Annotated in this window: 25 protein-coding genes and 1 riboswitch; of the genes, 8 read left to right on the plus strand and 17 right to left on the minus strand. The window is 71.4% G+C overall.

The features are described from left to right. Nucleotides 1–47: 47 nt before the first annotated feature. Genes PV796_RS03550 through PV796_RS03565 form a run of 4 tightly spaced genes read right to left on the minus strand, consistent with a single transcriptional unit; the run spans nucleotide 48 to nucleotide 2253 of the window. On the minus strand, nucleotides 48–473 hold the full coding sequence (locus PV796_RS03550; RefSeq protein ID WP_274911362.1) for a cupin domain-containing protein: 426 nt from the start codon (nucleotides 471–473) through the stop codon (nucleotides 48–50). Then, nucleotides 470–1141, minus strand: a complete 672-nt coding sequence (locus PV796_RS03555; protein WP_274911364.1) for an acyltransferase — start codon at nucleotides 1139–1141, stop codon at nucleotides 470–472. The genes PV796_RS03550 and PV796_RS03555 overlap by 4 nt, the downstream gene beginning before the upstream one ends. Continuing rightward, nucleotides 1125–1502 (minus strand): chorismate mutase, encoded by a 378-nt coding sequence (locus PV796_RS03560; protein ID WP_274911365.1) that lies wholly within the window; start codon nucleotides 1500–1502, stop codon nucleotides 1125–1127. Before PV796_RS03560 ends, PV796_RS03555 begins: the two co-directional genes overlap by 17 nt. Then, entirely contained in the window at nucleotides 1495–2253 is a 759-nt protein-coding gene (locus PV796_RS03565) for an AfsA-related hotdog domain-containing protein (protein WP_274911367.1), read from the minus strand. The genes PV796_RS03560 and PV796_RS03565 overlap by 8 nt, the downstream gene beginning before the upstream one ends. Before the next feature lie 169 nt (nucleotides 2254–2422). Here PV796_RS03565 and PV796_RS03570 point away from each other — a divergent pair, with 169 nt between their 5' ends. The 4 genes from PV796_RS03570 to PV796_RS03585 are packed head-to-tail and all read left to right on the plus strand — an operon-like array spanning nucleotide 2423 to nucleotide 6283. Beyond that, nucleotides 2423–3397, plus strand: coding sequence for a prephenate dehydratase domain-containing protein (locus tag PV796_RS03570; RefSeq protein ID WP_274918850.1), 975 nt, complete (start codon nucleotides 2423–2425; stop codon nucleotides 3395–3397). After that, entirely contained in the window at nucleotides 3397–4875 is a 1479-nt protein-coding gene (locus PV796_RS03575) for a class II 3-deoxy-7-phosphoheptulonate synthase (RefSeq protein ID WP_274911369.1), read from the plus strand. The genes PV796_RS03570 and PV796_RS03575 overlap by 1 nt, the downstream gene beginning before the upstream one ends. Then, nucleotides 4812–5303, plus strand: a complete 492-nt coding sequence (locus PV796_RS03580; protein WP_274911370.1) for a MaoC/PaaZ C-terminal domain-containing protein — start codon at nucleotides 4812–4814, stop codon at nucleotides 5301–5303. Before PV796_RS03575 ends, PV796_RS03580 begins: the two co-directional genes overlap by 64 nt. Beyond that, nucleotides 5300–6283, plus strand: a complete 984-nt coding sequence (locus PV796_RS03585; protein WP_274911371.1) for a hypothetical protein — start codon at nucleotides 5300–5302, stop codon at nucleotides 6281–6283. Before PV796_RS03580 ends, PV796_RS03585 begins: the two co-directional genes overlap by 4 nt. A 93-nt stretch (nucleotides 6284–6376) precedes the next feature. Here PV796_RS03585 and PV796_RS03590 read toward each other — a convergent pair whose 3' ends face one another. Then, a complete protein-coding gene (locus tag PV796_RS03590) occupies nucleotides 6377–7180 on the minus strand; it encodes an SDR family oxidoreductase (protein WP_274911373.1) in 804 nt (267 codons plus the stop codon). A 128-nt stretch (nucleotides 7181–7308) separates the two neighbouring features. Between PV796_RS03590 and PV796_RS03595 the strand changes: the two genes are divergently transcribed. Then, on the plus strand, nucleotides 7309–8199 hold the full coding sequence (locus tag PV796_RS03595) for a helix-turn-helix transcriptional regulator (RefSeq protein WP_274911374.1): 891 nt from the start codon (nucleotides 7309–7311) through the stop codon (nucleotides 8197–8199). A gap of 80 nt (nucleotides 8200–8279) precedes the next feature. Next, a complete protein-coding gene (locus tag PV796_RS03600; RefSeq protein ID WP_274911376.1) occupies nucleotides 8280–9128 on the plus strand; it encodes an oxidoreductase in 849 nt (282 codons plus the stop codon). 63 nt (nucleotides 9129–9191) lie between these two features. Here the strand turns inward: PV796_RS03600 and PV796_RS03605 are convergent, their stop codons facing one another. The 11 genes from PV796_RS03605 to PV796_RS03655 all read right to left on the minus strand — a co-directional run bounded on the left by PV796_RS03605 (nucleotide 9192) and on the right by PV796_RS03655 (nucleotide 21830). Beyond that, on the minus strand, nucleotides 9192–9842 hold the full coding sequence (locus PV796_RS03605; protein WP_274911377.1) for a response regulator: 651 nt from the start codon (nucleotides 9840–9842) through the stop codon (nucleotides 9192–9194). A gap of 109 nt (nucleotides 9843–9951) precedes the next feature. After that, a complete protein-coding gene (locus PV796_RS03610; protein WP_342456953.1) occupies nucleotides 9952–11763 on the minus strand; it encodes a sensor histidine kinase in 1812 nt (603 codons plus the stop codon). A gap of 126 nt (nucleotides 11764–11889) precedes the next feature. After that, the gene (locus PV796_RS03615; RefSeq protein WP_274911378.1) at nucleotides 11890–12552 is read right to left on the minus strand and encodes a response regulator; all 663 of its coding nucleotides are present in this window, start codon (nucleotides 12550–12552) and stop codon (nucleotides 11890–11892) included. After that, nucleotides 12549–13751: a sensor histidine kinase gene (locus PV796_RS03620; protein WP_274911380.1), complete on the minus strand. Its 1203-nt coding sequence runs from the start codon at nucleotides 13749–13751 to the stop codon at nucleotides 12549–12551. The genes PV796_RS03615 and PV796_RS03620 overlap by 4 nt, the downstream gene beginning before the upstream one ends. Nucleotides 13752–13879: 128 nt before the next feature. Beyond that, the gene (locus PV796_RS03625; protein WP_274911381.1) at nucleotides 13880–14074 is read right to left on the minus strand and encodes a ferredoxin; all 195 of its coding nucleotides are present in this window, start codon (nucleotides 14072–14074) and stop codon (nucleotides 13880–13882) included. A gap of 154 nt (nucleotides 14075–14228) precedes the next feature. Then, nucleotides 14229–15428, minus strand: coding sequence for a cytochrome P450 (locus PV796_RS03630; RefSeq protein WP_274911383.1), 1200 nt, complete (start codon nucleotides 15426–15428; stop codon nucleotides 14229–14231). Continuing rightward, nucleotides 15425–16054, minus strand: coding sequence for a DUF3159 domain-containing protein (locus PV796_RS03635; protein ID WP_274911385.1), 630 nt, complete (start codon nucleotides 16052–16054; stop codon nucleotides 15425–15427). Before PV796_RS03635 ends, PV796_RS03630 begins: the two co-directional genes overlap by 4 nt. Before the next feature lie 393 nt (nucleotides 16055–16447). Then, the gene (locus tag PV796_RS03640; protein ID WP_274911386.1) at nucleotides 16448–17620 is read right to left on the minus strand and encodes a HoxN/HupN/NixA family nickel/cobalt transporter; all 1173 of its coding nucleotides are present in this window, start codon (nucleotides 17618–17620) and stop codon (nucleotides 16448–16450) included. A gap of 33 nt (nucleotides 17621–17653) precedes the next feature. Then, nucleotides 17654–17847, minus strand: a riboswitch (cobalamin riboswitch). Nucleotides 17848–18148: 301 nt separating this feature from the next. After that, nucleotides 18149–20131, minus strand: coding sequence for a collagenase (locus PV796_RS03645; RefSeq protein WP_274911388.1), 1983 nt, complete (start codon nucleotides 20129–20131; stop codon nucleotides 18149–18151). A 160-nt stretch (nucleotides 20132–20291) separates the two neighbouring features. Then, on the minus strand, nucleotides 20292–21251 hold the full coding sequence (locus PV796_RS03650; RefSeq protein WP_274911389.1) for a LysR substrate-binding domain-containing protein: 960 nt from the start codon (nucleotides 21249–21251) through the stop codon (nucleotides 20292–20294). Nucleotides 21252–21320: 69 nt separating this feature from the next. Further along, nucleotides 21321–21830, minus strand: a complete 510-nt coding sequence (locus PV796_RS03655; protein ID WP_274911391.1) for an SRPBCC family protein — start codon at nucleotides 21828–21830, stop codon at nucleotides 21321–21323. A gap of 254 nt (nucleotides 21831–22084) precedes the next feature. On the opposite strand from PV796_RS03655, the gene PV796_RS03660 reads away from it, so the two are divergent. Next, nucleotides 22085–23695, plus strand: a complete 1611-nt coding sequence (locus PV796_RS03660) for a carboxylesterase/lipase family protein (RefSeq protein ID WP_274911393.1) — start codon at nucleotides 22085–22087, stop codon at nucleotides 23693–23695. 115 nt (nucleotides 23696–23810) lie between these two features. On the opposite strand, the gene PV796_RS03665 is transcribed toward PV796_RS03660, so the two are convergent. Continuing rightward, the gene (locus PV796_RS03665; protein ID WP_274911394.1) at nucleotides 23811–24161 is read right to left on the minus strand and encodes an ArsR/SmtB family transcription factor; all 351 of its coding nucleotides are present in this window, start codon (nucleotides 24159–24161) and stop codon (nucleotides 23811–23813) included. A 341-nt stretch (nucleotides 24162–24502) separates the two neighbouring features. Between PV796_RS03665 and PV796_RS03670 the strand changes: the two genes are divergently transcribed. Then, on the plus strand, nucleotides 24503–25543 hold the full coding sequence (locus PV796_RS03670) for a D-alanine--D-alanine ligase family protein (RefSeq protein WP_274911395.1): 1041 nt from the start codon (nucleotides 24503–24505) through the stop codon (nucleotides 25541–25543). Nucleotides 25544–25554: the final 11 nt, after the last annotated feature.

Raw genomic sequence — 25554 nt, forward strand, 5'->3', positions numbered from 1 at the left:
GAAGTTGCCTGCGGATCAGGCGGTCAGTGGCCAGGTGGAGCCGGTGGTCACTGCGTGGGGTGCCAGTGGTCCAACTGGTCGGGGTCGTCGAGGTTCTCCACGATGTTGTCCGGGGTGCGTGCGGCGAGCAGCACCAGCTCGGCGGTGTCACTGAGATTGGCCTCGATGTGCGGGAAGTACGGTGGGAGGTAGACGAAGTCGCCCTCGTCCAGGTCGACATACTCCTTGAAGCCCTCGCCGTGGTAGATACGCATCCGCCCGTTGACGACATAGCCCGCGGTCTCGGCCTCGCCGTGGTGGTGCGGCACGGACCTCATGCCGGGCTCATTGGTCACCCGGCCGAACCAGATCCGCTTGGCGTCCGTCGTCGTCGCGCTCACCGCGGCCATCCGCTGGGCGCCGGGCGACTGCTGCGTGTCAAGCGAGGTCTCATTGGCCCGGATGACCCGGAAGGTCGGCTGAGGCTCCGTCATCTTTCCTCCTCGCGCGCCGCGTTGGCCGCGGCGCGGTACTGGTTCAGCGGTACGTGTGCAGCGGCGGTGCGTCCGTCCGGTGGGGTCTGGACGCGCTGTCCGCCGTCGCCGGTGAGGGCGGGCCAGGCATGGTGGGCGTCGTCGGGGACCGGGCGCAGGGTCTTGACGCTGCGCCTCCCCAACTCCTGGTACAGACGCGTGCCGTTGGCCTTCCAGGCCATCTCGTCGTCGGTGAGCTCGCGCGCCGTGCGGGCCGGGCTGCCCAGGGCCAGATGGCGGGCGGGCACCTCGAAGCCGGACTTGACGAAGCTGTTCGCGGCGACGAAGGACCGCTCGCCGACCACCGCGCCGTCCATGATCACGGAGTTCATGCCGATCAGGGCACCGGCCCCGATCCGGCAACCGTGCAGCACGGTGCCGTGCCCGATGTGCCCGTCCTCCTCCACGATGGTTGTGGTGTCGGGGAAGCAGTGCAGTACGCAACCGTCCTGGACGTTGGCGCCGGCGCCAATGCGGATCGCCCCGAAGTCGCCCCGGAGGCTGGCCAGCGGGGCGATATAGGCATCGGGCCCGATGGTGACGTCCCCGATCAGGACGGCGTCCGGGTGGACGTAGGCCAGAGGGTGCACGCGCGGCGCCACGCCGTCGATCTCATAGATGCGGGCCACTCTTCACCTCCGGTCCGTTCGCGTGCGCCGTGCGCTCCTTGCCGGCCGCACCTGGTCGCGTCCAATCCCCCGGCTCGCCGCCCCGGCACAACCACAGGATCGCCGCGGCCAGTTGATCGCCGTCCGCGCCGAGCGCCGCCCGGTAGCGGGCGCGCACCCGCTCCTCCCGGCGGCCGTCGAGACGGTCGCGGGCGGCGTCCGTCCGCAGGTCCTGTATGCGTCGGGAGTGTGCGCGGCGCTGGTGGAACAGGGTCGCGAGTTGGGCGTCGAGTTCGTCGATGCGTCGGCGGTGGCGGTCGATCTCCTGGTCCAGGTCAGGTGCGGCGGGTGCCTGGGCGGTGGGGATGTTGCCGTCAGACACCGACCGGCTCCGTGACGGCCGCCGCCGCGTGCTTGGCACGGCGCAGTTCCTTGGCGTCCACCACGCCGGGCGCGAAGGCGATCATGTCCACCGCCGTCGTGGCGGCGCTGCGTCCGGCCTGCTCGACCGTGACCGTTACCCGCAGAGGCACCTTGCCCGGGTCGCTCAGATCGATGCTGTCGATGTGCAGGCGCAACCTGGCGCGCACCGGGAAGAGGAAGTTCTCGAACTTGGTGTTCATGTCGTTGATGACGATGTAGTAGCGCTGCTGCGGCCAGCGGGAGAGGATGTGGCCCTCGGTGACGGCCAGGAACATCTGCCGGCTCGCCTCGATGGCGACCATGCCTTGGACATGCACCCGGTCCTGGACGTCGACGAGCAACTCGTTGTGGTCGTGCAGCCGCAGTTCGGCCTCGAAGTCCGCCTCGCCGGTCTGTGCCAGGCCGGCGACCAGGACGTTGTCAGCCCGCGCCTTGTGCACGTGCTGGCGGCCGACCGGTTCCGCGGGTTGGTCCGCCAGGCGGATCAGTGTCGCCAGGCCGCGCCGCGTGGCGGCCTCGCGCAGATAACCCAATTCGTAGGCGCCGATGCCCTGTCCGGTGTGGACGGTCAGTTCCTCCCGCGGGCTGTCGAAGTCCCCGCTGTCGAGGGCGTGGACGAAGGCCGAGAAGGTGGTGGCGCCGACCGCGTGGGCGAAGTCCGCAAAGCGGTCGCCGACGACGAGCAGTGAGCGGGCCGACTCTGCTGGCATGCTGCCTCCCGAAGATACGAGGTGCCGGTGACCCCAGCATCAACTGGCGGGCGAAGGGCCGGTAGTTGATCGAATGGCCTATGGCGATCCGCCTAGTACAAGCGGCCTAGAACGAGGAGGCGACTGTCGCGCCGGGTGCCGACACCGCACATTGGAGTCCGTGATCGCCATGGACACCCTGCACCCCACTCCCACGGCGCCGGACGAGGTGCGCGGCGCCCCTGCCACGCGCGGTGCGACGGTTCGACGCCTGTGCTACCTCGGCCCCGAGGGCACCTTCACCGAACTCGCCCTGCGTGCCCTTCCCGAGCACACGGACGCGCGGCTCGTCCCCGTCCGTTCGGCCGACGAGGCGGTGGCTGCGGTGACGAAGGGGGCGGCCGCCGCGGCGATGCTGCCGCTGGAGAACTCCGTCAGCGGCCTGGTGGGCGCCACGCTCCAGGCCCTGGCGCCGCTACCTGGACTGACCATCGAGCGCGAGGTGCACCTGGCCATCGCGTTCTGCCTGCTCGTCCGCCCCGGCACAACGGCCGAGCGGATCGGTACCGTTGCCGGACATCCGCATGCCTTCCCCCAGGTGCGCGACTGGTTGGCGACCCACCTGCCGCACGCACACCGTGTGCCGGTGTCGTCGAACGCGGCCGGTGCCCACCAGGTCGCCCTGGGACACTGGGACGCGGCCCTCGCTCCCCGGACCGCGGCCGCTCACTACGGACTCCTTCCGCTGGCCAGCGGCATCCGCGATGACGCGACGGCCACCACCCGCTTCGTGCTGGTCAGCGGGCCGACACGGGACCGGCGCGGAGGCGGGACCCGTCCGCGCCCTCGTTCCACCCGCACGTCTCTGCTCGGCTGTGTCCCGGGGCACCTTCCGCGCGTGCGCGCTCGGATCGACGATGCCCTGCGCACCGCGGGCGTGGACGTCCCACAACACCGCGTCGGCGTTGTTCCGGGTCTCCCGGCCCGCCCCGCGGCCGTGTTGATCGACCTCGGCGGGCACCTCGACGATGCCCCTGTACGCCTGGTGGCCAGGCACCTGCGGCTGTGCATCCCCGAACTGCGAGCCCTCGGCTCGTATCCCACCGGCACTCCCATCGCTCCCCCACCCACGGCAACACCGGCAGATGAGGGGCTCCCACACTGATGAACACCTGGTCCAACCACCGGCCCAGCACCACTGCCTGGCGCGGCCTGCCCGCCGCCCAGCAGCCCTCGTGGCCCGATCCCGTCGCGTTGGAAGCGGTCCTGGCCCAGCTCCACACGCTTCCCCCACTGGTCCTCGCGCACGAATGCGACACGCTCCGCGAACGCCTCGCCGAGGTCGCCCGCGGCAACGCCTTCCTGCTCCAAGGAGGCGACTGCGCCGAGTCGTTCAAGGACGCCACCGCCCAGGCGGCCGCCGGCGTCCTCGCCACGCTCCGGCAGATGGCGGCCGTCCTCGGCTACGCGGCCTCGACCCCGGTCACCACCGTCGGGCGCATCGCCGGCCAGTACGCCAAGCCACGCTCCGCACCGACCGAAACCCGCGGTGGAGTCACTCTGCCCTCGTACCGCGGTGACTGCATCAACGCCAGGGAGTTCACCGCCCAGGCCCGCACACCGGACCCCCGACGGCTCAACACGATGTACCAGCGGTCGGCCGCCACCCTGAACCTCATCCGCGCCCTGACCGCCGCGGGACACGCCGGACTGGACCAAGTACACGCCTGGAACCGCGAGTTCGTTCTCCGTTCGCCCCTCGGGAAACGCTATGAGCACCTGCTCGGTGAGATCGAGACCGCACTCGCCTTCCTCCGCACGTGCGGTCCCCAACACCCCGGCCCGGGCATCCGACCGACGGAGTTCTACGTCAGTCACGAGGCCCTCCTGCTGGACTACGAATCGGCCCTGACCACCGCCGACCCCCGCACCGGCCGCCGCTACGCGGGATCCGCCCACCTGCTCTGGATCGGCGAACGCACCCGCGCCCTTGAGGGCGCGCACATCGCCTTCGCCGCCGAGATCGCCAATCCCCTCGCCGTCAAACTCGGCCCCACCACCACCCCGCAGGACGCCCTTGCCCTTGTCCAACGCCTGGACGCGGCCCGCGAACCGGGACGGCTGACCTTCATCACTCGCATGGGCAAGGAACGGATCCGCGAGGTGCTCCCGCCCGTTGTCGAAGCGGTCACCCGAAGCGGCGCCCTGGTCGCCTGGCTGTGCGACCCCATGCACGGCAACACCTTCCAAGCCCCCACCGGCCACAAGACCCGCCACCTCGACGACATCCTCGACGAGGTGACCGGCTTCTTCGACGTCCACCGCACCCTGGGCACCCACCCCGGCGGCCTGCACATCGAACTCACCGGCAGCGCCGTCACCGAATGCCTGGGCGGCGGGGACGCCCTGGCACCCCACGACCTGTCGGAACGGTACGAAACCTCCTGCGACCCCCGCCTCAACCACAACCAGTCAATGGATCTCGCCTTCCACGTGGCCCAGCTCTACCGCCAGAACACCCGGCCCGGGCCCGTCCAGCCCAACCACCAACTCCCCACGCAGTCCCGGCAGGAGGACACATGCACTACCACTTCGAGGACTTCCCCGCCGGTACCGCTTACGACCTCGGCCACGAGCTCCTGACCGCCGCCGACATCACCGACTACGCCCGCCGGTACGACCCCATGCCCTTCCACCTCGACGAAGCCGCGGCACACCAGTCCCCCTTCGGCGGACTCGTCGCCAGTGGCTGGCACACCGGAGCGGTGGTCCTGGGGCGTTTCGTACGCACCTTACTGGCGCACTCCGCCTGCCAGGGCTCGTACGGCGTGGACGCGGTGCGGTTCCTGCACCCCGTGCGCCCCGGCGACGGCCTGTCCGCCCGTGCCGAGGTGGAATCGGCCCAACCCCACGCCAGGAAGCCGCACCTCGGCGTGGTCGGCTTTCTCCTCACCGCCACCAACCAGGATCACACGCCGGTCTTCCGCATGCGCACCCGCCTGCTCTTCGCCCGGAATGGCACCACCGCCACCAGCCGCGCCGCCGACGGTGGCCGGGAAGTGACCGCATGACGGGCGGCAGCACCGCTCCGCGCACAGGCAACAGCACCCGCCCACGCGCCTGCGACGTACCTGAAATCCGGGCCGAACTGGCTGCCTGGCTCGCCGAGGAGGGGGCGGCCCACTGGGGCCGGAGCTTCGTCGGCCTCGGCACCGCCGGACTGCCCCGGGAATACTCCGCCGACCCGTACGGCAGTGCCGCCGCCCTCGCGCACCGCGCGGCCATGGGACTACGCGCCGCCGAGATGTACTACGTGGCCGCAGACCTGACCGAGTTGGCCGTAGCCGCCGGCCGAAAGCTCCCCGCCTACCGGCTGCACCACCACGAACTCCCCGCCGAGTGCGGCCTGCTGGTCTGGGAAGTCCCGTGCTCCGTGTACGAGGTGGGACCGCTGCGCGTGCCGGTCCGTGCCGTGTCCTGGTCGCCCCACGGACCAGGCACCGAAGTCATCCACTGGGGGCTGACGGACGAACGCGTCAGCGAGCAGGAACGTCTCTCCGACACCCCCGCGAACCACCTGCGCGCCCAACTCCCCGCGCTCGAACGGATAGCCTCCAGCTTCCTCCCCTACGGCCGGCTCCCCCACTGGCTCGCCGCAACGGAATGGGAAGACTCCCGGGGCCACCAGTGGCATGCCGGCGTGGAACGCACTCTCATGGCCACCTGGCTGTTGATGGGACAGACCCTCACCCGCGAATCGCCCGCCCAGGCGCCCCGCTCGGCGCTACGCCGCATCAGACGCCACGACCCGACCACCCCCACCAGCATTCGCTACGTCCAACTCCGGCACGCCACAAGCGATCCCCAGCCGCCCCCCGTCCCGGACCGTCGACGGAACTACCACCACCGGTGGCTCGTCCGCGGACACTGGCGCAACCAATGGCTACCCTCCCGTCAGGGACACCGCCCCGTTTGGGTATCCCCACACGTCCGAGGCCCCCTCGGCGCCCCCCTGCTGGGCGGCGAACGCGTCAACGTCCTCCGCCGATGAACGTCCCGCCCCGACGTACACGTCATCGGCGGCGCCTGCGCAGTTACCTCTCCGCGCAGCGGATCGATCCCCGACTACACGCCCCGTGGTGGGTCAGCCCTGTCGTACCGGGACGACGACCAGTTCGGCGATGTTGACGTGTGGGGGTGCGGAGACCGAGAAGGCGATGGTCTCGGCGATGTCGTCGGCCGACAGGGGGTGCAGGTCGGTCCGCATGCGCGTGAGGGCCGTCCGCATGTCGGGGTCCTGCATGTCCGAGCCCAACTCCGTTGCGGTGACGCCCGGTTCGACGTTGCGCACGCGGACGCCGCGCGGTCCCAGTTCGGCGCGCAGGTTGCGGGTCAGTTGGGCCACGGCGGACTTGGTGGCGCAGTAGACCGACCAGTTGGGGTAGAGGGCGTGGCCGGCGACGGAGCCGACGTGCACCAAGTCCGCGGGGCGGCCCCGGGCCGCGGCGGCGAGGAGGTCGTCGGTGAAGGCGCGCGCCGTGTGCAGCAGGCCGCGCAGGTTGATGTCGATCATGCGGTCCCATTCGTCGGTGCGGCCGGCCTCGAAGGGGGCGCCGAGCATCACTCCGGCGTTGGCCACGACGAGGTCGACGGGGCCCAGGGTCGTGGTGATGGTACGGGCGGCCGCGGCGGTGGCCTCGGGGTCCGCGAGGTCGACGGCCACCGGCAGGACGGCACCGGGGGTGGTGGGGCGGAGCCGTTCGGCCAGGGCTGTCAGGCGGGCTTCGCGACGCCCGAGCAGGGCGACGGAGGCGCCGGCCGCGGCCAGTCGACGGGCGGTGGCGGCGCCGATGCCGCTGGAGGCGCCCGTGACGACCGCGATCCGATCGGTGAGGTGAGGGGCGTGGTGGCCGTTGCTGGTCGCGGTGTGGGATGAGGGTGAAGTCATGTCGTCGAGGGTGCGGCAGGGGCCGCGGGGCCGCCAGGCAATGTCTCTCCCGAGAGGCGGGATCGTAGGAGTCCCACGGCCACCTTCCGGGCTGTCCCGGGCCGTTCGGGCATGTCAGGGTTGCGGTCATGGAGAAAGCGAACCCGCTCGGGGAGTTTCTGCGTGCCCGTCGCGCACTGGTCAGCCCCGGGGACTCAGGGCTGTCGGCCACCGGCCGGCGCCGGGTGGCGGGCCTGCGCCGGGAGGAGGTGGCGATGCTGGCCGGGGTCAGCATCGACTACTACGTGCGGTTGGAACAGGGACGCGAACGCAACCCGTCCGCTCAGGTGGTCGACGCGCTCGGCGAGGCACTGCGCCTGGATGACGACGCGATGGCGCATCTGCACCAACTGGCGCGACCGATCCGGGCCCGGGGCCGCTCCCGGCAACGGTCGGACCGGGTCAGCCCGGCTCTGCTGCGGATGATGGAGGGGTGGCACCACACGCCGGCCGTGGTCCTGGGAAGCCGTCTGACCGTACTGGCCCACAACCCCCTGGGGCGTGCGCTGTTCGCCGGCCACACCTACAGCGACGATCTGGTGCGCCTGGTGTTCCTCGACCCCGACGCGCGGACGTTCTATCCGGACTGGGAACGGGTGGCCGTCAACACCGTGGCGGGGCTGCGCGGGGCAGCGGGCGCCGCGGAAGACGACCCGGAGTTGGTCCGGACGGTGGGCGAACTGTCCCTGCACAGCGTGGAGTTCAGTCGCCTGTGGGCCCGTCACGACATCCGCCAGAAGACCCACGAGACCAAACGCTTCCGGCATCCGCTGGTGGGCGAACTGACCCTGGAATACGAGTCGTTGACCGTCAACCGCGCGCCCGGCCAGCAACTGGTCATCTACCAGGCAGCCCCGGACAGCCCCTCGGAACAGGCCCTCGCCCTGCTGGGAAGCCTGGCCGCCGCCAACGCGCCGACCCCGGATCCGCATCCGGAGCCGACACCGTCCGAGAACGCAGCTCCTCCCCGCGATCGGTGAGGCGGCAGCTCCCAGCCTCCCGGCAGGCCCCGCAGCGATCAAGCCATCCGCACATACCCATCCCCCCAGGAGTCCGCTACATGACTGTCCCCCAGTCTCCCGTCTGGTTCATCACCGGCTGCTCCACCGGTCTGGGCCGGGCACTGGCCACCGCCGTTCTCGCCCGCGGCCACCGGGCCGTCGTCACCGCCCGCGACCCCGAAACGGTCTCCGACATCGTCGCCGAACACGCCGACCGGGCCCTGTCGTTGGCGCTCGACGTCACCCGACCCGACCAGGTCCGAGCGGCGGTCGAGCAGGCGGAGGCGGCGTTCGGGCGCATCGACGTGCTGGTCAACAACGCCGGTTACGGGTACCTCGCCGCCGTCGAGGAGGGCGAGGACGAGCAGATCCGCGAGCTGTTCGACACCAACGTCTTCGGCCTGGTCGACGTCACCCGCGCCGTGCTCCCGGGCATGCGCGCCAGCCGCGCCGGCCACATCGTCAACATCTCCTCGCTCGGCGGTCTGGTCGCCTTCGGCGCCACCGGCTACTACCACGCCACCAAGTTCGCCGTGGAAGGGCTCTCCGAGTCCCTCGCCGCCGAGGTCGGGCCACTGGGCATCAAGGTCACCCTGGTCGAGCCGGCCGCCTTCCGCACCAACTGGTCCGGCCCGTCCATGCGGCAGTCCGCGCAGCACATCGACGACTACGCCGCGACCGCCGGCGCGCGGCGCGCCAGCACCCTGGCCACGTACGGCCACCAGCCCGGCGACCCGGCCCGCGCGGCCGAGGCGGTCCTGCGCGTCGTCGAGGCCGAAGAGCCGCCGCTGCGGCTGCTGTTGGGGAGAGTCGCCCTCGATGTCATGACGGCCCGGCTCGATTCCCTCAGGGACACGATGGATGCCTGGCGTCACCTCACGGTCGGTACCGACTACCCCGAGGGGTGAGGCTCCTCGGACGATCGACACGGGCCGGTTGCTGTCCGACGGACAACCGGGGCGCGTTGCGGGTCAGTCGCCGATGCCCGCGTCGCGGGCCAGTAGGGCGGCCTGGACGCGGTTCTCGCACCCCAGCTTGGCGAGGATGCGGCTCACATAGGTCTTGACCGTCGCCTCGCTCATGTGGAGACGTTGGCCGGCGTCGGCGTTGGACAGGCCCATGCCCAGCAGTGACAGGACCTCCAGTTCGCGTGGGGTGAGGGTTTCCAGTCGGCGGCGGGCCTGGTTCGTGCGGGCCGTCCGGCCGGTGGCGAGTGAGTCCACGACGTGGCGGGTGGCGCCGGGCGAGAGGTACGCCTCGCCGGCCGCGGCGGCGCGCACCGCGCGGATGAGTTCCGTGGGCGCCGAGTCCTTCAGGAGGAAGCCCGCGCTGCCCTCGGTCAGCGCGTTCAGCACGTTGTCCTGCGCGCCGAAGGTGGTGAGGATCAGGACGCGGGTGTCGGGGACCGTCCGGCGCAGTTCGGCGAGGGCGGTGAGCCCGTCCATGACCGGCATCTGGATGTCGAGCAGGGCCACGTCGATCCGTTGGGAGCGGGCCAGTTCGATCGCCTCGCGACCGTTGGCGGCCTCGGCGACCACGTCGATGTCGTCGGCCGAGGTCAGGATCATCCTGATGCCTGCCCGGATGAGCTGCTCGTCGTCGGTGACAAGGACCCTGATCACGGCTCTCCTGCGCGGTTGGGAGCGTTGTTCGCTGCGGCCATCCTGGCATCATGCCTGACCGGCGACCGCGCAGGAGAGAGCGGGGCCCGTGCGGCTCCCGGCCGGGCCCTCAGCGCGTGACGTCGAAGGACTTCTTCTCGATCAGCTTGCCGTCCCGGAAGCAGAACCGGAAGACCGGATCGGAGTTCCAACTGGTGCTGTCCTCGGACGACATGAACGTGGCGCACGTGGCCCCCTGGGGTACCGGCGGTGCGCCCTTGGTCAGTCCGGTCGTCAGGATCGAGGTGCCGGACGGCAGCTCGGCCCGGACCGTCGCCTCGGGTTGGCCCACCTTCAACGCGTCGTACTTCTCTCGATCGATGAGTGCCTTGCCCGTCTCGCCCGCCAGGAAGACGACGCCGAGGACCCCGGCGACCCCCAGGAGCAGCAGGACCAGGACCAGACCTCCGCAGCCGATGGCCAGGCAACTGCGGGTGGTGCTGCGGCCCATGACCTTGGCCAGTTCCTTCGGCAGACCGCTGTCGTCGGCGGTCGGAACGTCGCCGCCGGCCGTGCCTGTCGGGAGCCGTCCCGGGAAGTCGGCGGCGGAGGGCGGCTCGGTGTCCCCCGGCGAGAGGGGCGGGGCGTCGCCTTCCGGGGAGGTGTAGGGCAGCACGCCGGCCAGTCGGAAGCCGCCGTTCGGCGCGGGCCCGGCGTGCACCATGCCGCCGATGAGCCGGGTCCGTTCCCGCAGTCCGGTCAGTCCCTGGCCGCCGCTCACCACGTCGTGGTGGTTGGCCGGCGGTTCGGGTGCCGCGGCGTTGGCGACCTCGACGATCAGCGCGTCCGGCTCGTACCGCAGCTCCACGGTGATCGGGGCGCCCGGCGCGTGCTTGTGGGCGTTGGTCAGGCCCTCCTGGACGATGCGGTACGCCGCGTGGTCGGCGGCCGGGGTGAGCGGGCCAGGCATGCCGGAGCGCCGCAGGTCCACGGTCGCCGACGCACTCCGGGACGCCTCCACCAGGGCGTCGATGCCGGCCACTCCGCGGGACGGCACCGTGGCGTGCTCGTCCGCGGTGGCCGCGCTGCCGCCGGGAGCGGTGGGGTGGCCGGCGCTCTCCGCGCGGTCGCGCAGCAGCCCCACCACTTCGCGCAGTTCGTGCAGCGCGGCCACCGATGCCCCGCGCAGCACGCCGACGGCCTCCCGCTGCTGCCCGGACAGCGTGCGGTCCACCTCCAGCGCGCCGGCGTGGACGGAGATCAGGGTGAGCTGGTGGCCGAGGCTGTCGTGCATGTCCTGGGCGATGCGCTGCCGCTCGCGCATCCGCGCCTGTCCGGCGATCATCATGCGCTCGCGCAACATCTGGGCGTTGTACTCGTGCAGGGTGTCCGCCAGGGTGCGGTGCTGCGACCAGTAGCGGCTGATCAGGCCGGGGATGACCAACGTCACCAGCAGCAGCGGTGCCACGGTGGCCAGGGCCAGCGGGAGCGGGATGGTCCCCTGTGCCAGGAACAGCCCGAGGCCCAGGGCGTAGGCGGCGGCGAAGGTGCCGACCGCCTTGCCGACCGAGGTGATGCACCGGCCCGCCGACCAGGACGCGATCAGCAGCAGCGGGGCCAGGCCGGAGAACGCGGCCATGCCGACGGCGGTGGCCAGGAGCGTCGTGGCGGGCAGCACCCGGCGCAGCAGGGACAGCAGCGCGGTGGCCAGTCCGGCCGTGATCATCCAGGCGGTGTTGTTCAACGGCCCCTGCAGCGCCTGGGTCAGCGCGGCCAGGAGGCCGAGCGTGACGCTCAGCAACGACTCGCCCACGATGCGCCAGGGGCTCCACATGCCGGGGGCGAGGAACTCCCTGGCCACGGACGTCAGCCGGCCGGGCACCGCGCTCAACCAGGCCGCCAGGCGCGTCGGTACCGAGGGGGTCGTACGTTCTGTGCGCATCACGGGCCCACGGTAGAGCGTCGTCGGTCGGCCCCGCAGTCACCCTTGGTCGCGGCGGGCCGCGACGAAAGTCGTTCCGGGTGTCTGTCGGGCGGGCCGGCAGTCCGCCCGGTGTGCGGTCGGGTGTCAGGGGCGGGCCAGTCCGGTCTGGTAGGCGATGACCACGAGCTGGGCGCGGTCCCTGGCGCCGAGTTTGGCCATGGCGCGGTTGACGTGGGTCTTCGCGGTGAGCGGGGTGACGTAGAGGCGTTGGGCCATCTCGTCGTTGGACAGGCCGGCGGCGACCAGGGTGACCGCCTCGCGCTCCCGCGGGGTGAGGGTGGCCAGGCCCGGGGGGATGTCGCGGGCGAGCGGGGCGGGTTGCGCCAGGAAGCGGGCGATCAGGGACTTGGTGGCGGTCGGGGAGAGCAGGGCGTCGCCCGCGGCCACCACCCGGATCGCGCTGAGGAGTTCGTCGGGGTTGATGCCCTTGCCGAGGAAGCCGCTGGCGCCGGCGCGGAGCGCCTCGGCGACGTACTCGTCGTTCTCGAAGGTGGTCAGGACCAGGATCTTCACGCCCGCGAGGTCGTCGTCGTCGCTGATGAGCTTGGTTGCGGCGAGGCCGTCGAGGTCGGGCATGCGGATGTCCATCAGGACGAGGTCGACGCGGTGGCTGCGGGCCAGTTCGACGGCCTGGCGTCCGGTGGCGGCCTCGGCGACGACTTCCATGTCGGGGGTGGAGTCGATGAGCAGGCGGAACGTGCCGCGCAACAGTGCCTGGTCGTCGGCGAGCAGGACGCGGATCGTCATGGGGTCGGGGCCTTTCGGTCGACGCGCAGCGGCAGTTCGGTGTGGATGCGGAAGCCGCCGGTGGGGCGCGGGCCGGCGGTGAGGGTGCCGCCGGCGGCCTTGGCGCGCTCGCGCATCCCGATCATGCCGTGGCCGGTGCCGGGGACCGAATCGGCGCCCTCGTCGCCGGCCTCCGGTGTGGTGCGGCCGTCGTCCTCGACGGTGATCCGCAGCGCGTCGGGGCGGTGGTGGAGTTGGACCCGGACGGGGACGGGGCCCGCGTGCTTGCGGGTGTTGGTGAGGGCTTCTTGGATGATGCGGTAGGCCGCGAGATCGGTGATCGGCGGCAACTCCGTTGGCCGGCCGACCCGTTCGACGGTGAGGTGGAGGCCGCCGTGGTGGAAGGAGTCCAGCAGGCCGTCGAGGTGCGACAGGCCGGGGGCGGGTTCGCGCGGGGCGGCCGGGTCGTCGCGGTACCGGAGCAGGCCCACCGTGGTGCGCAGTTCGTCCAGTGCGGTGCGACTGGTGTCGCGGATGCGTGCCAGTGCCTGGTAGGCGTGGTCGGGGTCGGTGCGCATCAGGTGGTGGGCGACGCCCGCCTGGGCGTTGACCAGGGTGATGTGGTGGGCGACGACGTCGTGGAGTTCCCTGGCGATGCGCAGGCGTTCCTCGGTGACGCGCCGCCGGGCCTCGGCTTCCCTGGTGTGTTCGGCCCGTTCGGCGCGTTCCAGTGCGGAGGCCAGGAGTCGGTGGTGGCTGCGGACGGCGTCGCCGCTGGCCGCAGCCAGGCACATTCCGGCGATGACGGCCAGGTGCTGCCAGAGGTTGTCCAGGCCCGGCTCGCGGACGACGGAGACGGCCAGCAGCACCGCGGCCGCGCATCCGGCGATGCGCCAGGCGCGCCGCCGGTCGGTCCGCACGGCCACCGCGTGCACCGCGACTCCGGTGGCGATGGGCGAGGCGCCGGGGAAGGCCAGCAGGAGGATCTGGGCGACGTTGACGACCAGGGTCGCCGCGACGGTCGGGACCGGCCGGCGGGTGCGGGCGATCAGCGGCACGCAGGCGAGCGCCAGGCCGCCGATGGTCCAGGCGATCGGGCTGTGGTGTCGGTAGGCGGTGGTGGCCGCCACCGGGGAGGACAGGGCGAAGCAGGTCAACGCGGCGGCGAGGTCGGCCGCCCGCGGCCGGGCCCGCAACCATCCTCTGAGCAGGTCGATCATGTGCACTCCTTCACCGTACGCACCCCTCCGCACCCGGGGTCGGGCCCGGGTGCGGATCCGCGGCCCTCGCCCCACGGACCGGGTCCGGTGGGCTACCAGGTCACGGGCGTGGCGGTGGGAGGCGGGCCCTACGGCTGCACCGCGATGGCCAGCGCGGGGCAGCGGCCGGCGGCGTCCTCGACCTCGGCCAGCGCCTCCTGCGGCGGGGCGGGGTCGAGCAGGACGACGATGCCGTCCTCGTCGCGCTGGTCGAAGAGCTCGGCGGCGGCCAGCACGCACTGCCCGGCGCCCACGCACTTGTCCTGGTCAATGGTGATCTTCATCGGGGCTTCCTCGTCGTGTCGTCGGTGCGGTGGGCGGTGGCGTGGCCGGATTGCCGGACCGGTTCGGAAGGGTCAACTGGCTTGCCTGGCATGACTTCCGGCGTGGCTGCTGACGTGGTTGTCTGACGTGGTTGTCCGGCGCGATCGACGCGGGTTACCAGGTCACCGGGAGCTCGTGGACGCCGTAGACGAGCATGTCGTGGCGCATCGGGACCTGTTCCGCCGGCAGCGCCAGGCGCAGGTCGGGGAAGCGGTCGAGCAGCGCGGAGAGGGCCGCCTTCAGCTCCACCCGGGCCAGTTGCTGTCCCAGGCACTGGTGAATGCCGTGACCGAAGGCCAGGTGGGGGCGGTACGGCCGGCCGACGTCCAACTGGTCGGGGTCGCCGGTGAAGTGTGCCGCATCGCGGTTTCCGGACGGCAGACTGGCCACCACCGTCGAGCCGGCCGGTATCCGGTGGCCGCCCAACTCCACGTCCTCCAGGGCCGTGCGGCGCACCCCGTACTGAATGACGCTCAGATAGCGCAGCAGCTCCTCGACGGCCGTGTCCATCAGCGCCGGGTCGTTGCGAAGCGCCTCCCACTGGTCGGGGTGGCGCAACAGGCACATGGTGCTGAGCGCGATCATGTTGGCCGTCGTCTCGTGCCCGGCGAGCAGCAACAGCACCCCGACGCCGGCCAGTTCCTCGTCGGTCAGTTCGCCGGTCCGCACCAGGCCGCTGAGGATGTCGTCGCCGGGCTCGGCCCGCTTGGCGCGCACGAGTCGGCCGAGGAAGCCGGTCAGTGCCTGGTGGGCCCGCTGGACGTCGTCGAGACTGGCGTCGAGCCGGATGAGGGTGGCGGAATCCCGCTGGAAGTCCTCCCGGTCGGCGTAGGGCACGCCGAGCAGTTCGCAGATCACCAACGAGGGCACGGGCAGCGCGAAGGCCTGCACGAGGTCGATCGGGCCCCCGGCGGCGGCCATCGCGTCCAACCGCTCGGCGACGATCTTCTCCACCGCGGGGGTCAGTTGCCGCATCCGCCGCACGGTGAACTGGCCGGTGAGCAGCCGGCGGAGCCGGGTGTGCTCCGGCGGGTCCATCATCAGGAAGTTCCCCGGCGTGGGCACCGGCAGCTCGGCGTCGTCCACGGGCCCGCTCCCGGTCCGCAGGCGACGGCGCCGGGAGCTCATCCGCGGATCGGCCAGCACCGCCCGCGCCTCCTCGTACCCGGTGACCAGCCAGCCGGCGATGCCGTCGGGCAGGGTCGCCTCCGCGACGGGCCGCTGTTCCCGCAGCGTGCGGTACTCCGGCGGCGGGTCGAACGGGCAGGTCCGCGCGGTCGGTTGGGTCATCACGTCGGGTCGTGTTGCGGTCATGGCTGGGAGGTCCTTTCCACGGGGTGGGAGGTTGGGGTGTGGGGGAACGGCTCGGCGCTCAGGGGGTCGGGGGTGCCGCAGCGGTGCGATCCGACGCAGCGCCGGTAGACGCGCCATCCCACCAGCGCGCCGAGCGCGAGGACGACCGGTCCGAACGCGTCGACCGAGCCGAGCGCGATCGTCTGGCCGGTGAAGAACAGCGGGAGTTGGATCGCCAACATCACCAGGTGGCCGGCGTACATCACCAGGTTGCCCCGGGTGAAGGCCCGCCGACGCACCGCACAGCGCCGCCATCGGGTCCGCTCCCCCGTGATCAGCCCGACCATCAGGCCCATCGGCGGCCAACCCCACAGCAGCAGCGCCGGCGTCACCAAGGCCATCACGCTGTGCAGCACCAGGCCGGGGAGGAAGAAGTCCGTTGCCTGGCCGGTGCGGGCGGCGAGCACACCCCCGACGCAGATCAGGCAGAGCGCGGCGAGCGCGCGCCGCACGGATTCCGCACGCGCGATCCGGTAGGCGCAGATCCCGGCAGCGGCCGCCACGGCCAGTGCCAGCGCGACCACCAACCGATGCGTGACGGCGAAGCTCACGGTGAATCCGAAGACCGGGGCGATGTCGATCGCCACGCCCCGCAGCCGACGCCGGACGGCGGTTCCGACGGCGTCCGCACGGTGTTCTCCAGGGTGCACGGTGGTTTCAACCCCTCAACGGATGCCGGTCGTTCGGCCGCTCGGACAGTCACCACCGTGCCGCGTCACGTCCGGCCTGTCGTCGCCCGTCCGCAGACTCTTGATCTGCTGCGGACGCAGTAGGGCGCGGGCGGCGTCTGCTGCGAACGCAGGCCACGCCGGGCGCCCCGGAACAGGCCGGAGCCCGTGACCGTTTCCCGGTCACGGGCTCCGATGGTCGTCAACGTGCCGACTGGTAGAAGGGGTTGGGATGCCGGCGACGTGCGGCCGGGGGTGCGGGCTCGGGCGCCGGACAGGATCCGGCGGGGACAAGGCGGGCCGCGCCGGCGGTCAGCCGGTCTCGTTGGCCGGGGCGGCTTCGTTCGGGTCGTCGGCTCCGCCGATCCTGTCGGCCCCGTCCGCCTTCTGGCCCCAGCGGTGTTCCAGCTTGGCCAGGCGCCAGTAGGTCAGGGCGCAGGCCCAGACGACGACGAACAGTCCGACGATGAGGTAGCCGACGTTGTTGAGGTCGATGGAGGAGATCCAGTCGGTGAGCCCGTCCCGCCAGCCGAGGTTGTCGTGCAACACGCCGACCAGCTCGATGGTGCCGATGAGGAAGGCGACGGCGATGGACAGGCCGGTGATGGTGAGGTTGTAGTAGACCTTGCGCACCGGGTTGGTGAACGCCCAGTGGTAGGCGAAGTTCATGAAGGTGCCGTCGAGCGTGTCGAAGAGGCTCATTCCGGCCGCGAACAGCAGCGGCAGGCAGAGGATCGCGTACCAGGGCAGCCCTGCGGCGGCGCCGGAACCGGCCATGACCATCAGGGTGACCTCGGTCGCGGTGTCGAAGCCGAGGCCGAACAGCACGCCGACCGGATACATCTGGCCGGGGCGTCGGATGGACCTGGTCAGCCGGCCCAGGATGCGGTTCATGAAGCCGCGGCTGGCGAGGTGCTTCTCCAACTCGTGCTCCTCGAACTGCCCGGCGCGCATGGCCTTGAATACCCGGTAAATCCCGGCCAGCGCGACGAGGTTGAGGGCGGCGATCAGGTAGAGGAAGGCGCCGGAGACGGTGGTGCTGATGGCACCGAGGGTGACGCGGGTACCGGAGTTGTCGTTCGCGAGGGTACCGGCGACCTTCGCGCCGGCGGCGATCAGGCCCGCCAGGACCAGCACGATGGTGGAGTGGCCGATGGCGAACCAGAAGCCCACCGAGACGGGGCGCTGGCCGTCGGCCATCAGCTTGCGGGTGGTGTTGTCGATGGCGGCGATGTGGTCGGCGTCGAACGCGTGCCGCATCCCCAACGTGTAGGCGGTGATGCCGAGTCCGACGCCGAAGACCTGCTTGCCGACGGTGTAGTGGTGCGGCGCCACCATGGCGGCCAGGATGACGAAGGCCACCAGGTGCATGGCGGCGATCACCGCGAACAGGACACCGGTGCGTATCCAGTCCTGCCGCTGCCAGCGCTGCGGGAGGGTGGATGCGGTGGTGGATGGCGTGGGGGAATTTTGCAACAGGGGCATATCAGGCAGCCTCTCCAGCACCTCGTGGATGGGTCGTTGTGCGGTGCCGTGGCCGGTCTCCTGGCTTACGGGTCCAATGTCCGCGCGGCCGCCTTCCCGGGCAATGAGCTGCCCAGTGGCACCCGCCGTTCCCGGCGGGGATGACGCGAGGACTTCCCGATCACAGTGGCGAGGGCCGCTCCGGTCTCACACCGGTCTTCCCGAGCACCACGGCGGCAGCAACAGTAGGCCGGTAATCGCCCCTCGACAATCTTGCGCAGTTGCGCAATCCGTGCAAAGAGGGGGCGCGTGTGTGCACGGGAGGGCGCACTTTTGAGCCGGCTGTGCGACGTGGCGGCTGGGACGCCGGTGTATGCGAGGGCGCTCCTGCGCCTGCCGGGGTCCAACCGGCTGCCGTTGGCGCCCCGCGCACCTCCGCCCCCGCATCGGCGCGCGGCCGGTGCGGGGGCGGAGGGTGGTGCGACGGTCACGAGGTACGGCGCGACGGGCGGTCGGGTCCCGGTCAGCGGGGCGCGTCGCCGTCGATCGTCAGCGTGCCTGTTTGGCGGTGCAACCGCCGGACGCGCAGGCCGTCAGCCAGGCGTCGAAGTCGGCGTCGTAACGGGTGCCGATGTCGCGGTTGTAGACGGCGTAGCCGCCCGCGTAGTCGCCGGTCCTGAAGTGCCCCAGCATGGTGGCGACGTCCTGCGGGTGCTTCTCGAACATGTAGCGGACCGCGAGGTAGCCCCACGGGTAGGTGCGGGTCTCGTTGCTGTTGGCGTAGGTGGTCTGGAACAACGTGCTGAGTTTGTAGGCGTGTTGGCCGGCCTGGCGCACCGCCTCGTCGTCGGTGACGCCCCGGTAGCCGTACGAGACGTACTCGGCGAGCCCCTCGATCCACCAGACGTCCGGGACCGTGGTCTGCTGGTTGAAGTCGCCCTTCATGTCGTCGCGGGCGTCGAGGTAGTGGGTGTACTCGTGGTTGAGGTTCCAGATCCGGGCGGGGAAGCCGTTGTCGGTGTCCCTCTGGTACATGATCGACATCGGCTGGTTGTCGGCTTTGGTCGGGTCGCCGACCAGGGTGATACCGCCGTTGTTGGTATCGACGCCGTAGATCGCCCCGGCGTAGGTCTGGTAGTCGTTGCGGCTGCCGAAGACGACGAGTTGGACGGTCGACTCGTGTTGGTCGGGTATCGGGCCGTTGTCCCTCACCAGTTGGTGGAAGTACGGGTCCTGGCGCAGCAGACTGGTGCAGGCGGCGTCGAGGTCGGCGGCGGTCAGGGCCTGCGCCTTGATGGTGTGCGTCTGGTCGCAGGGGTGGGTGATCGGGAGTGCCGCCTTGGTGAGTTGGCCGGGCAGGTCGCACACTCCGTAGGAGGCGCAGTCGGCCTTGTCGTAGGCGTCGACCTGGCTGGCGACCGTGACCCACAGGGACGCCGTCGGACCGGTGATCTTCGAGGCGTCCAACAGGCCCTTGATGAGCGGCCGGACCTTGGCCTGGAGCGGCTGGTGTTCCACGTAACGCCCCACGTTCATACCGGCGTTGGAGTCCAGGTAGGACTTGTCGGTGCCCAGCAGGTCGCGGTGGTCCAGCGCGAAGGAGTTGAGCGTGTCGACGATGCTCGGGTCGGCCGTCACCGCCTTGACGTACGCCTCGTTCCAGTTTCCGCGCCAGAGCGGGGTGTAGGTGTCGTTGACGGCCGCCAGCATGCTGGGGATGGCGTCGTAGGAGCTGTTGTAGCCCTTGAGCATCCGCTGGTAGACGCTCAGGTAGCGGCCCTGTTCGTTGGCGCTGTCGGACAGGACCAGGGCCTCACCGAGCACGTCGCCGTTCCCCGAAGAGACGTCCGCCGAGTGGGAGTTGGCGAAGAAGGCGTCCAGCCCGCCCTGGGTGGCCGCGGCCAGGTTCTGGCCGTACGGGCCCACGTCGGAGGGGTGGTTGTACTGCACGTAGTAGCCGGCGCGCAGGAAGAGCACGACTTGCCACACGTTGGTGGAGTTGTCGCCGGCGTACGACGACGCCCCGTCCTTGAAGGCGTTGGCGAGGGTGACCATCTGCTCCTCGCGGAACACGTCGTGCGCGTCCTTGCCGGTGAGCGAGAAGAGCGAGTTGACGCACTCCGTGGTCGCGGCCTTGACCGCGGTGACCAGGTCGGCTCCGGTGCGGCCGCCGAAGTCGCCCGGGCTGCACGAGGCCGGGGCGGGGCGATGGCCGCCCTTGTGCTCCGCCGCCGAAGTCGAAGAAGTGGGGGGATTCTTCGCGCTGAGCGGGCGGAGCCGGGCGGAGCCGACCGGCCGGCCCTGGACCACGGAACGTTCACCGGAGCCAAGGGCCGGACCGGTGGGCGAGGGGGCTTTCGGGGACGGGGGGAAGTGCGGCACGGTGCGATAAGTACCCTGCTGCGCAACGGACTTGGAGTCGGTCGTGGGCGAGGGCGTGGCGAGCGCCGGCGTCGCCGTGAAACCGGCGATCGTCGCGCAGGCGGCCAGGCCGCCGATCACACATCTGGGCCAGGTGAAGCGAGAGCGCATCCCTGCTCCTTCGTGGACGACAGGCGCCCCGGAAGAGGCCGAGGCGTGATCGTCACCTTCTCAAGACACTCCTCCCGCCGACAACGACGCGTGGCATAGCACCCGGGACCGCCTGGCCATAACAGCCCGTGGGACGGCGCCCCGGGCCCGTCCGTCGCCCCTACGGCCTGGCCAGGCTCCAGGTCCGGGACGCCCAGCTCCGCAGGTGCGGTGACTGTGCGATCAGCGCGCGGTACGCCGCGGAGGCCGCGCCGACCAGGGTGTCGGCGCACTCGTCGGCCAGGCTCTCCCGTCGCCAGGCCAACACATAGCGGCACCACAGCGGCGTACCGATCAGTGGCTTGACGACGACGCCGGGAATCGGCCGGAGCGTCGCCTGCACGACCGCCACCCCGAGACTCTCCGCGATCATGCTCTGCAACTGGAGCTGATCGCCGAGGAATTCGTGCACCGCGGCCGGGGCGAACCCGGCCGACTCGCAGGCCGCGTAGAACACCCCGGGCCAGCCCGCCCCGTCGTCCGGCGTCACGAACCAGGCACTGTCGGCCAGCTCCGCGAGCCCCACCTCCACCCGGTGCCTGAGCCGGTGCCGCGCCGACAGCGCGAGGAAGGACGGCTCGGTGACGATGCCGCGGTGCGCCACCGCGGCCGAGTGGCGCAGTTCCAACCCCGGGTAGTCGGCCGCGATCGCCGCGTCCACCGCCCCGTCCTCCAGCAGCCGGACGATCTCCGACGACGCGTACACGCTGCTCACCGTGAGCGCGACATCGGGCAGGCGGCTCCGCAGCCGGGCCACCATCCCGGACAGGACCGGTGAGTTGGTCGCCGCCAGGCGGAGCAGCCGGCGCGATCCGGCCGCGTTCCCGCCCGGCCGGCGCCCGATGGCGTCCGCCCGGGCCAGTACGTCGCGGGCCTGCGCCAGGACCTCCGTACCGTACGGGGTCAGCTCCACGCCCGACGCGTTCCGCTCGAACAGCGGCGCCCCGAAGTGCCGCTCGATGCGTCGGAGTTGGGTGCTCATCGCCGGCTGTGAGTAGCCCAGCTCCACCGCGGCCCGCCCCACGCTCCCGACGTCGGCGATCGCACACAGCACCCTCAGGTGCCGAAGCTCCAGCTCCATGCGCACGCTCCTTCCGCTCGACCGGGGCGTCCCGACGCCGGCACCGATGCCGACGCCAACGTCGGTGCGTCACGGGGCTGTTGGGCGCGGGCTCGGCACCGACTCCAGATGGGTCTTGAGGCGTTCGAGCGTGGTGCCGATGTGGGTGCCGTTGGCCGACCTGCGGTCGAGCACGCCGGTGATGAGGACGGCGGCGGGGATGAACCACAGCGGCACCCGCATCCAGTTGGTCTCGGTGACCGTGCAGCCGTCCCCGGTTGGCTCGATGTCGTACTGCCAGCGCGAGATGGGCAGGGCGAGCGGCGTCGCCGTCACCTCGTAGGCGAAGCGCTGGGCCGGTTCGGCGTCGGTGACGCGGCAGCGGGTGGCCCATCGGCGCAGGCCGTTGCGGTTCCAGCCCTGGAAGCGCGCGCCCACGGTGGGACCGGTGGCGCCGTCCAACCAGCGGGCGCGGTACGCCTCTTCGGCGAAGCGGACCATGACGGTCGGATCGCCGATGACCGCGTACGCCTCGGCCGGGCTGGCGCGGATCGCGACGGTGCCGGTGGCGGCGGGCTCCGGGAACCGGGGTATGTGCATCGGGCTTCTCCTCCGCTGATGTCGTCGGCGATTACATCAGCGGAGGAGACGGCCGTACAAGACTGTCGCGGCGGCTTCGGGACGCCGCCCGCACCGCGCACCCGGGACAAATGTCATGCCGAGGTCGATGAGGCTTGGCCCTACCGGGAGTTCGGCCGGGCGGCGAGGCTGGGACGTGAGCACTTCGCAGGGAAACACCAGCGGCCGACGGAGTTCGAAAAGGGTCGGCCACTACTCGACTCAACGGAGGAGAAATGAGGTTCACCTCGCGTCGCCTCGTTCCGTTCGTACTTGCCGCCGGGCTGGCCGGGGCCACCTGCCTGGGATCGTCCGCCGTCGCGGCGGCGCCCCCGGGCCCGCCGGAGCGGCCGGTCGTGGCCACCGATGCGGGCTCGGTGCGCGGCGTCGACCACGGGGACTACCGGACGTTCGCCGGGGTCCCGTATGCCGCGCCGCCCGTGGGCCCGCTGCGGTGGCGGTCGCCCGCCCCGGTCCGACCGTGGTCGGGCGTGCGGGACGCCGATCGCCTCGGCAGCGCCTGCCCGCAGACGCCCAACGGGGAGGTCCGCGGCGGCAGTACGAACGAGGACTGTCTGTATCTGAACGTGACCGTCCCGCGCACCGATCGACACCGTCCGCTGCCGGTCGTGGTCTGGCTGCACGGCGGCGGATTCCTCACCGGCACCGGCAGCAGCTATGACGCGCACCGGATGGCCGTGCGCGGCCAGGTCGTCGTGGTGACGGTCAACTACCGGCTGGGGATCTTCGGCAACTTCGGCTATCCGGGCCTGCCCGGCTCGGGCGACTTCGGACTGGCCGATCAACAGGCGGCGCTGCGCTGGGTGCAGCGCAACGCCGGCTCCTTCGGCGGCGACCGGCACAATGTCACCCTCGCCGGGGAATCGGCCGGCGGAATGAGCACCTGCACCCAGCTCACGTCGCCGAGCGCGGCCGGGTTGTTCGCCAAGGCGATCGTCCAAAGCGGCGCCTGCGCGGTCGATTTCGGCAAGAACGCCGTCTATCCGGGGGTCGATCACTTCTCCCCCTGGATCTCATCGGCGGATCTCCAGTCCGCGGGCCGTCAGGACGCCGCCAAGCTGGGTTGCGCACAACCTGCCCGGGCCCTGTCGTGCCTGCGCGGCAAGCCCGCCGCCGCCCTCCTGAGCGCCAACACGGACTTCCAACAGGTCTCCTACGGCACCCCGCTGGTGCCGCAGCGCCCGGTGACCGCGCTGCGCCAGGGCCGGTTCCACAAGGTCCCCGTCCTCCAGGGCCACACCCGCGACGAGATGCGGGCCTTCGTCGCCACCCTGCAACACCAGCAGCCGATCACCGCCGACTCCTACCGCGCCCTGCTGCGGGACACCTTCGGCGACCGCGCCCGGCAGTGGGCGACGGTCTACTCCCCCGCCACCTACGGCACCCCCGCACTGGCCTGGGCGGCGCTCAACACCGACCGGGTCTTCGCCTGCCCGACCCTCGCCACCGACCGGCTACTGGCCCGTCAAACCCCCACCTACGCCTACGAGTTCGCGGACCGTCAGGCACCCAACGTCGGCTACCCCGAGTCGCCGCAACTCCCGTTGGGCGCCGCGCACGCCACCGAGCTCCCCTACCTCTTCGACCTCGGCGGCCGGCACGCCCGCTTCACCGCCGCGCAGGACGCACTGGCCGGGCAGATGGTCGACTACTGGACGGCCTTCGCGCACACCGGCGCGCCGAACGCCCGGGACCTGCCGCGCTGGCCGCGGATGTCGACCGGCGACACCGCCCCCTACGTCCAGCAGTTCAACACCGGGCCGGGCGGCATCCACCGCGCGGACTTCCTCACCGACCACCACTGCCGGCTCTGGTCACAGGGTTAAGCGCGAGGCTTGAGCTGGGGCCTGCGTCTTCGCCCGGGAGGAACGTGCCCACGACTCCTCGGCGTTCATGCTCGACCGCATCACCAAGGAGCTGGCCCGCTGACCTCCTGGCCGCCTACCGCCGGGACGACGGCTCGCCCTGCCCGCCCTGGAGGTCGGCCAGCAGCTCCGCCTGCCCGGCCAGCACCCCGGACAGGATCGTCCGCGCCACCCGCAGCAGCTCGGCAACGTGCGGGCTGGTCAGCGAGTAGTAGACGGTCGAGCCCTCCTTGCGGGTCGTGACCAGGTTCATCCTGCGCAGGACCGCCAACTGCTGGGAGAGGTTCGCGGGTTCGACGCCCACTTCCGGCAGCATCTCGGCCACCGCGTGCTCGCGCTGACTCAGCAGCTCCAGGACGCGGATGCGCACGGGGTGGCCGAGCGTCTTGAAGAACTCGGCCTTCAGCCGGTACAGCGGTGTGCTCATCGCGCCGTCACTCCCTCGGCACACCCGCACGGTCCCGCCCATCGGGCCGCGAGGCTACGCGCCCACCCACTCGTGAAGGTCATGCAGTCCATCCTCGTACGCGGAAGCGGCAGGATCGAAGCCGGCCGGGCCGCGCCGCGTCGAGCCGCCGGCTTCAGCGACGAAGACCTCAGCGGTGGCAAACCCTAGCAATGGGTCGACACACCCCCCACGCCTTGGGTTTTCCAAGTGCAAGCTTGGAAAACCCAAGGCGCTGTGCCTACGATGCCTGCCGTGATGGCGGGTCAGGAACTCGGCTGACGAGGCAGCAGTCGGGACGGAACGGAGCGGCGGACTCAGACATGCGTGTGGTGATCCTGTGCGGCGGAGAGAGCGCGGAGCGAGACGTCTCCCACGCTTCGGGCCGGTCGGTGGCCCGGGCGTTGCTGGACCGGGGGCACGAGGTGACGCTCGTCGATCCGGCCGCCGGCGTACCGGTACTCGCCGGGCCGCTGCAACCCGGCGCCGCCGTCGAGGAGATCGCGGTCGGGAAGGAACCACCGTCCCCGGCCGACCGGCAACGGTTGCAGCACCGCATGCACGCGGCCCTGACCGGCGGTCCGGTCCTGGAACTGCTGCGCGGTGCGGAGCTGGTGTTCCTGGCGCTGCACGGCGGCTGGGGCGAGGACGGGCATGTGCAGGCGCTGCTGGAGAGGGCGCGGCTGCCGTTCACCGGTGCCGACAGCGCCGCCTGCGCCGCGGCCTGGCACAAGGCGCGGGCGCAGGCGGTGTTGGACGCGGCCGGTCTGCCGGTGGCCAACCGGGTGCCGTGGCGGCCCGGGACGCGGGAGGTGCCGCGGGCCGCACGGGAACTGGTGGCCGCCGGACCGGTGGTGGTCAAGCCGGTGGCGGGCGGTTCGAGCGTGTCGGTCCACCGGGTCGACTCGCTCCCCGAACTGGAGCTCCTCGCCGACGCGCACGCCGGCGAGGAGCTCATGGTGGAACCGTTCCTCCCGGGGCGGGAGTTCACCGTGGGCGTCATCGGCAGCCGGGCGCTCCCCGTGGTCGAGATCGAGCTGACGACTCCCCTGTTCGACTACGCGGCGAAGTACCAGCCGGGTGGGGTCAGCGAGGTGTGCCCGGCCCGGGTGCCGGACGGCTTCGCGCGCCGGCTACAGGACATGGCCGTCCGCGCGCACCGGGCCCTGGGCTTCGGCGCCGATGCGTACTCGCGCACCGACGTCCGCTGCGACGGTCACGGCGCGCCGATGTGCATCGAAGTCAACGCGCTTCCCGGCCTGACGGCGACGAGCCTGCTGCCGCTCGCCGCCACCGGGGCCGGCTGGGCCTATCCCGAACTGATACAGCGCATCGCGGACTTGGCGCGGCCGTCGGCGCGATGACCGGCCGCCTC

The sequence above is a fragment of the Streptomyces sp. WZ-12 genome, from assembly GCF_028898845.1.
Lineage (GTDB): Bacteria > Actinomycetota > Actinomycetes > Streptomycetales > Streptomycetaceae > Streptomyces.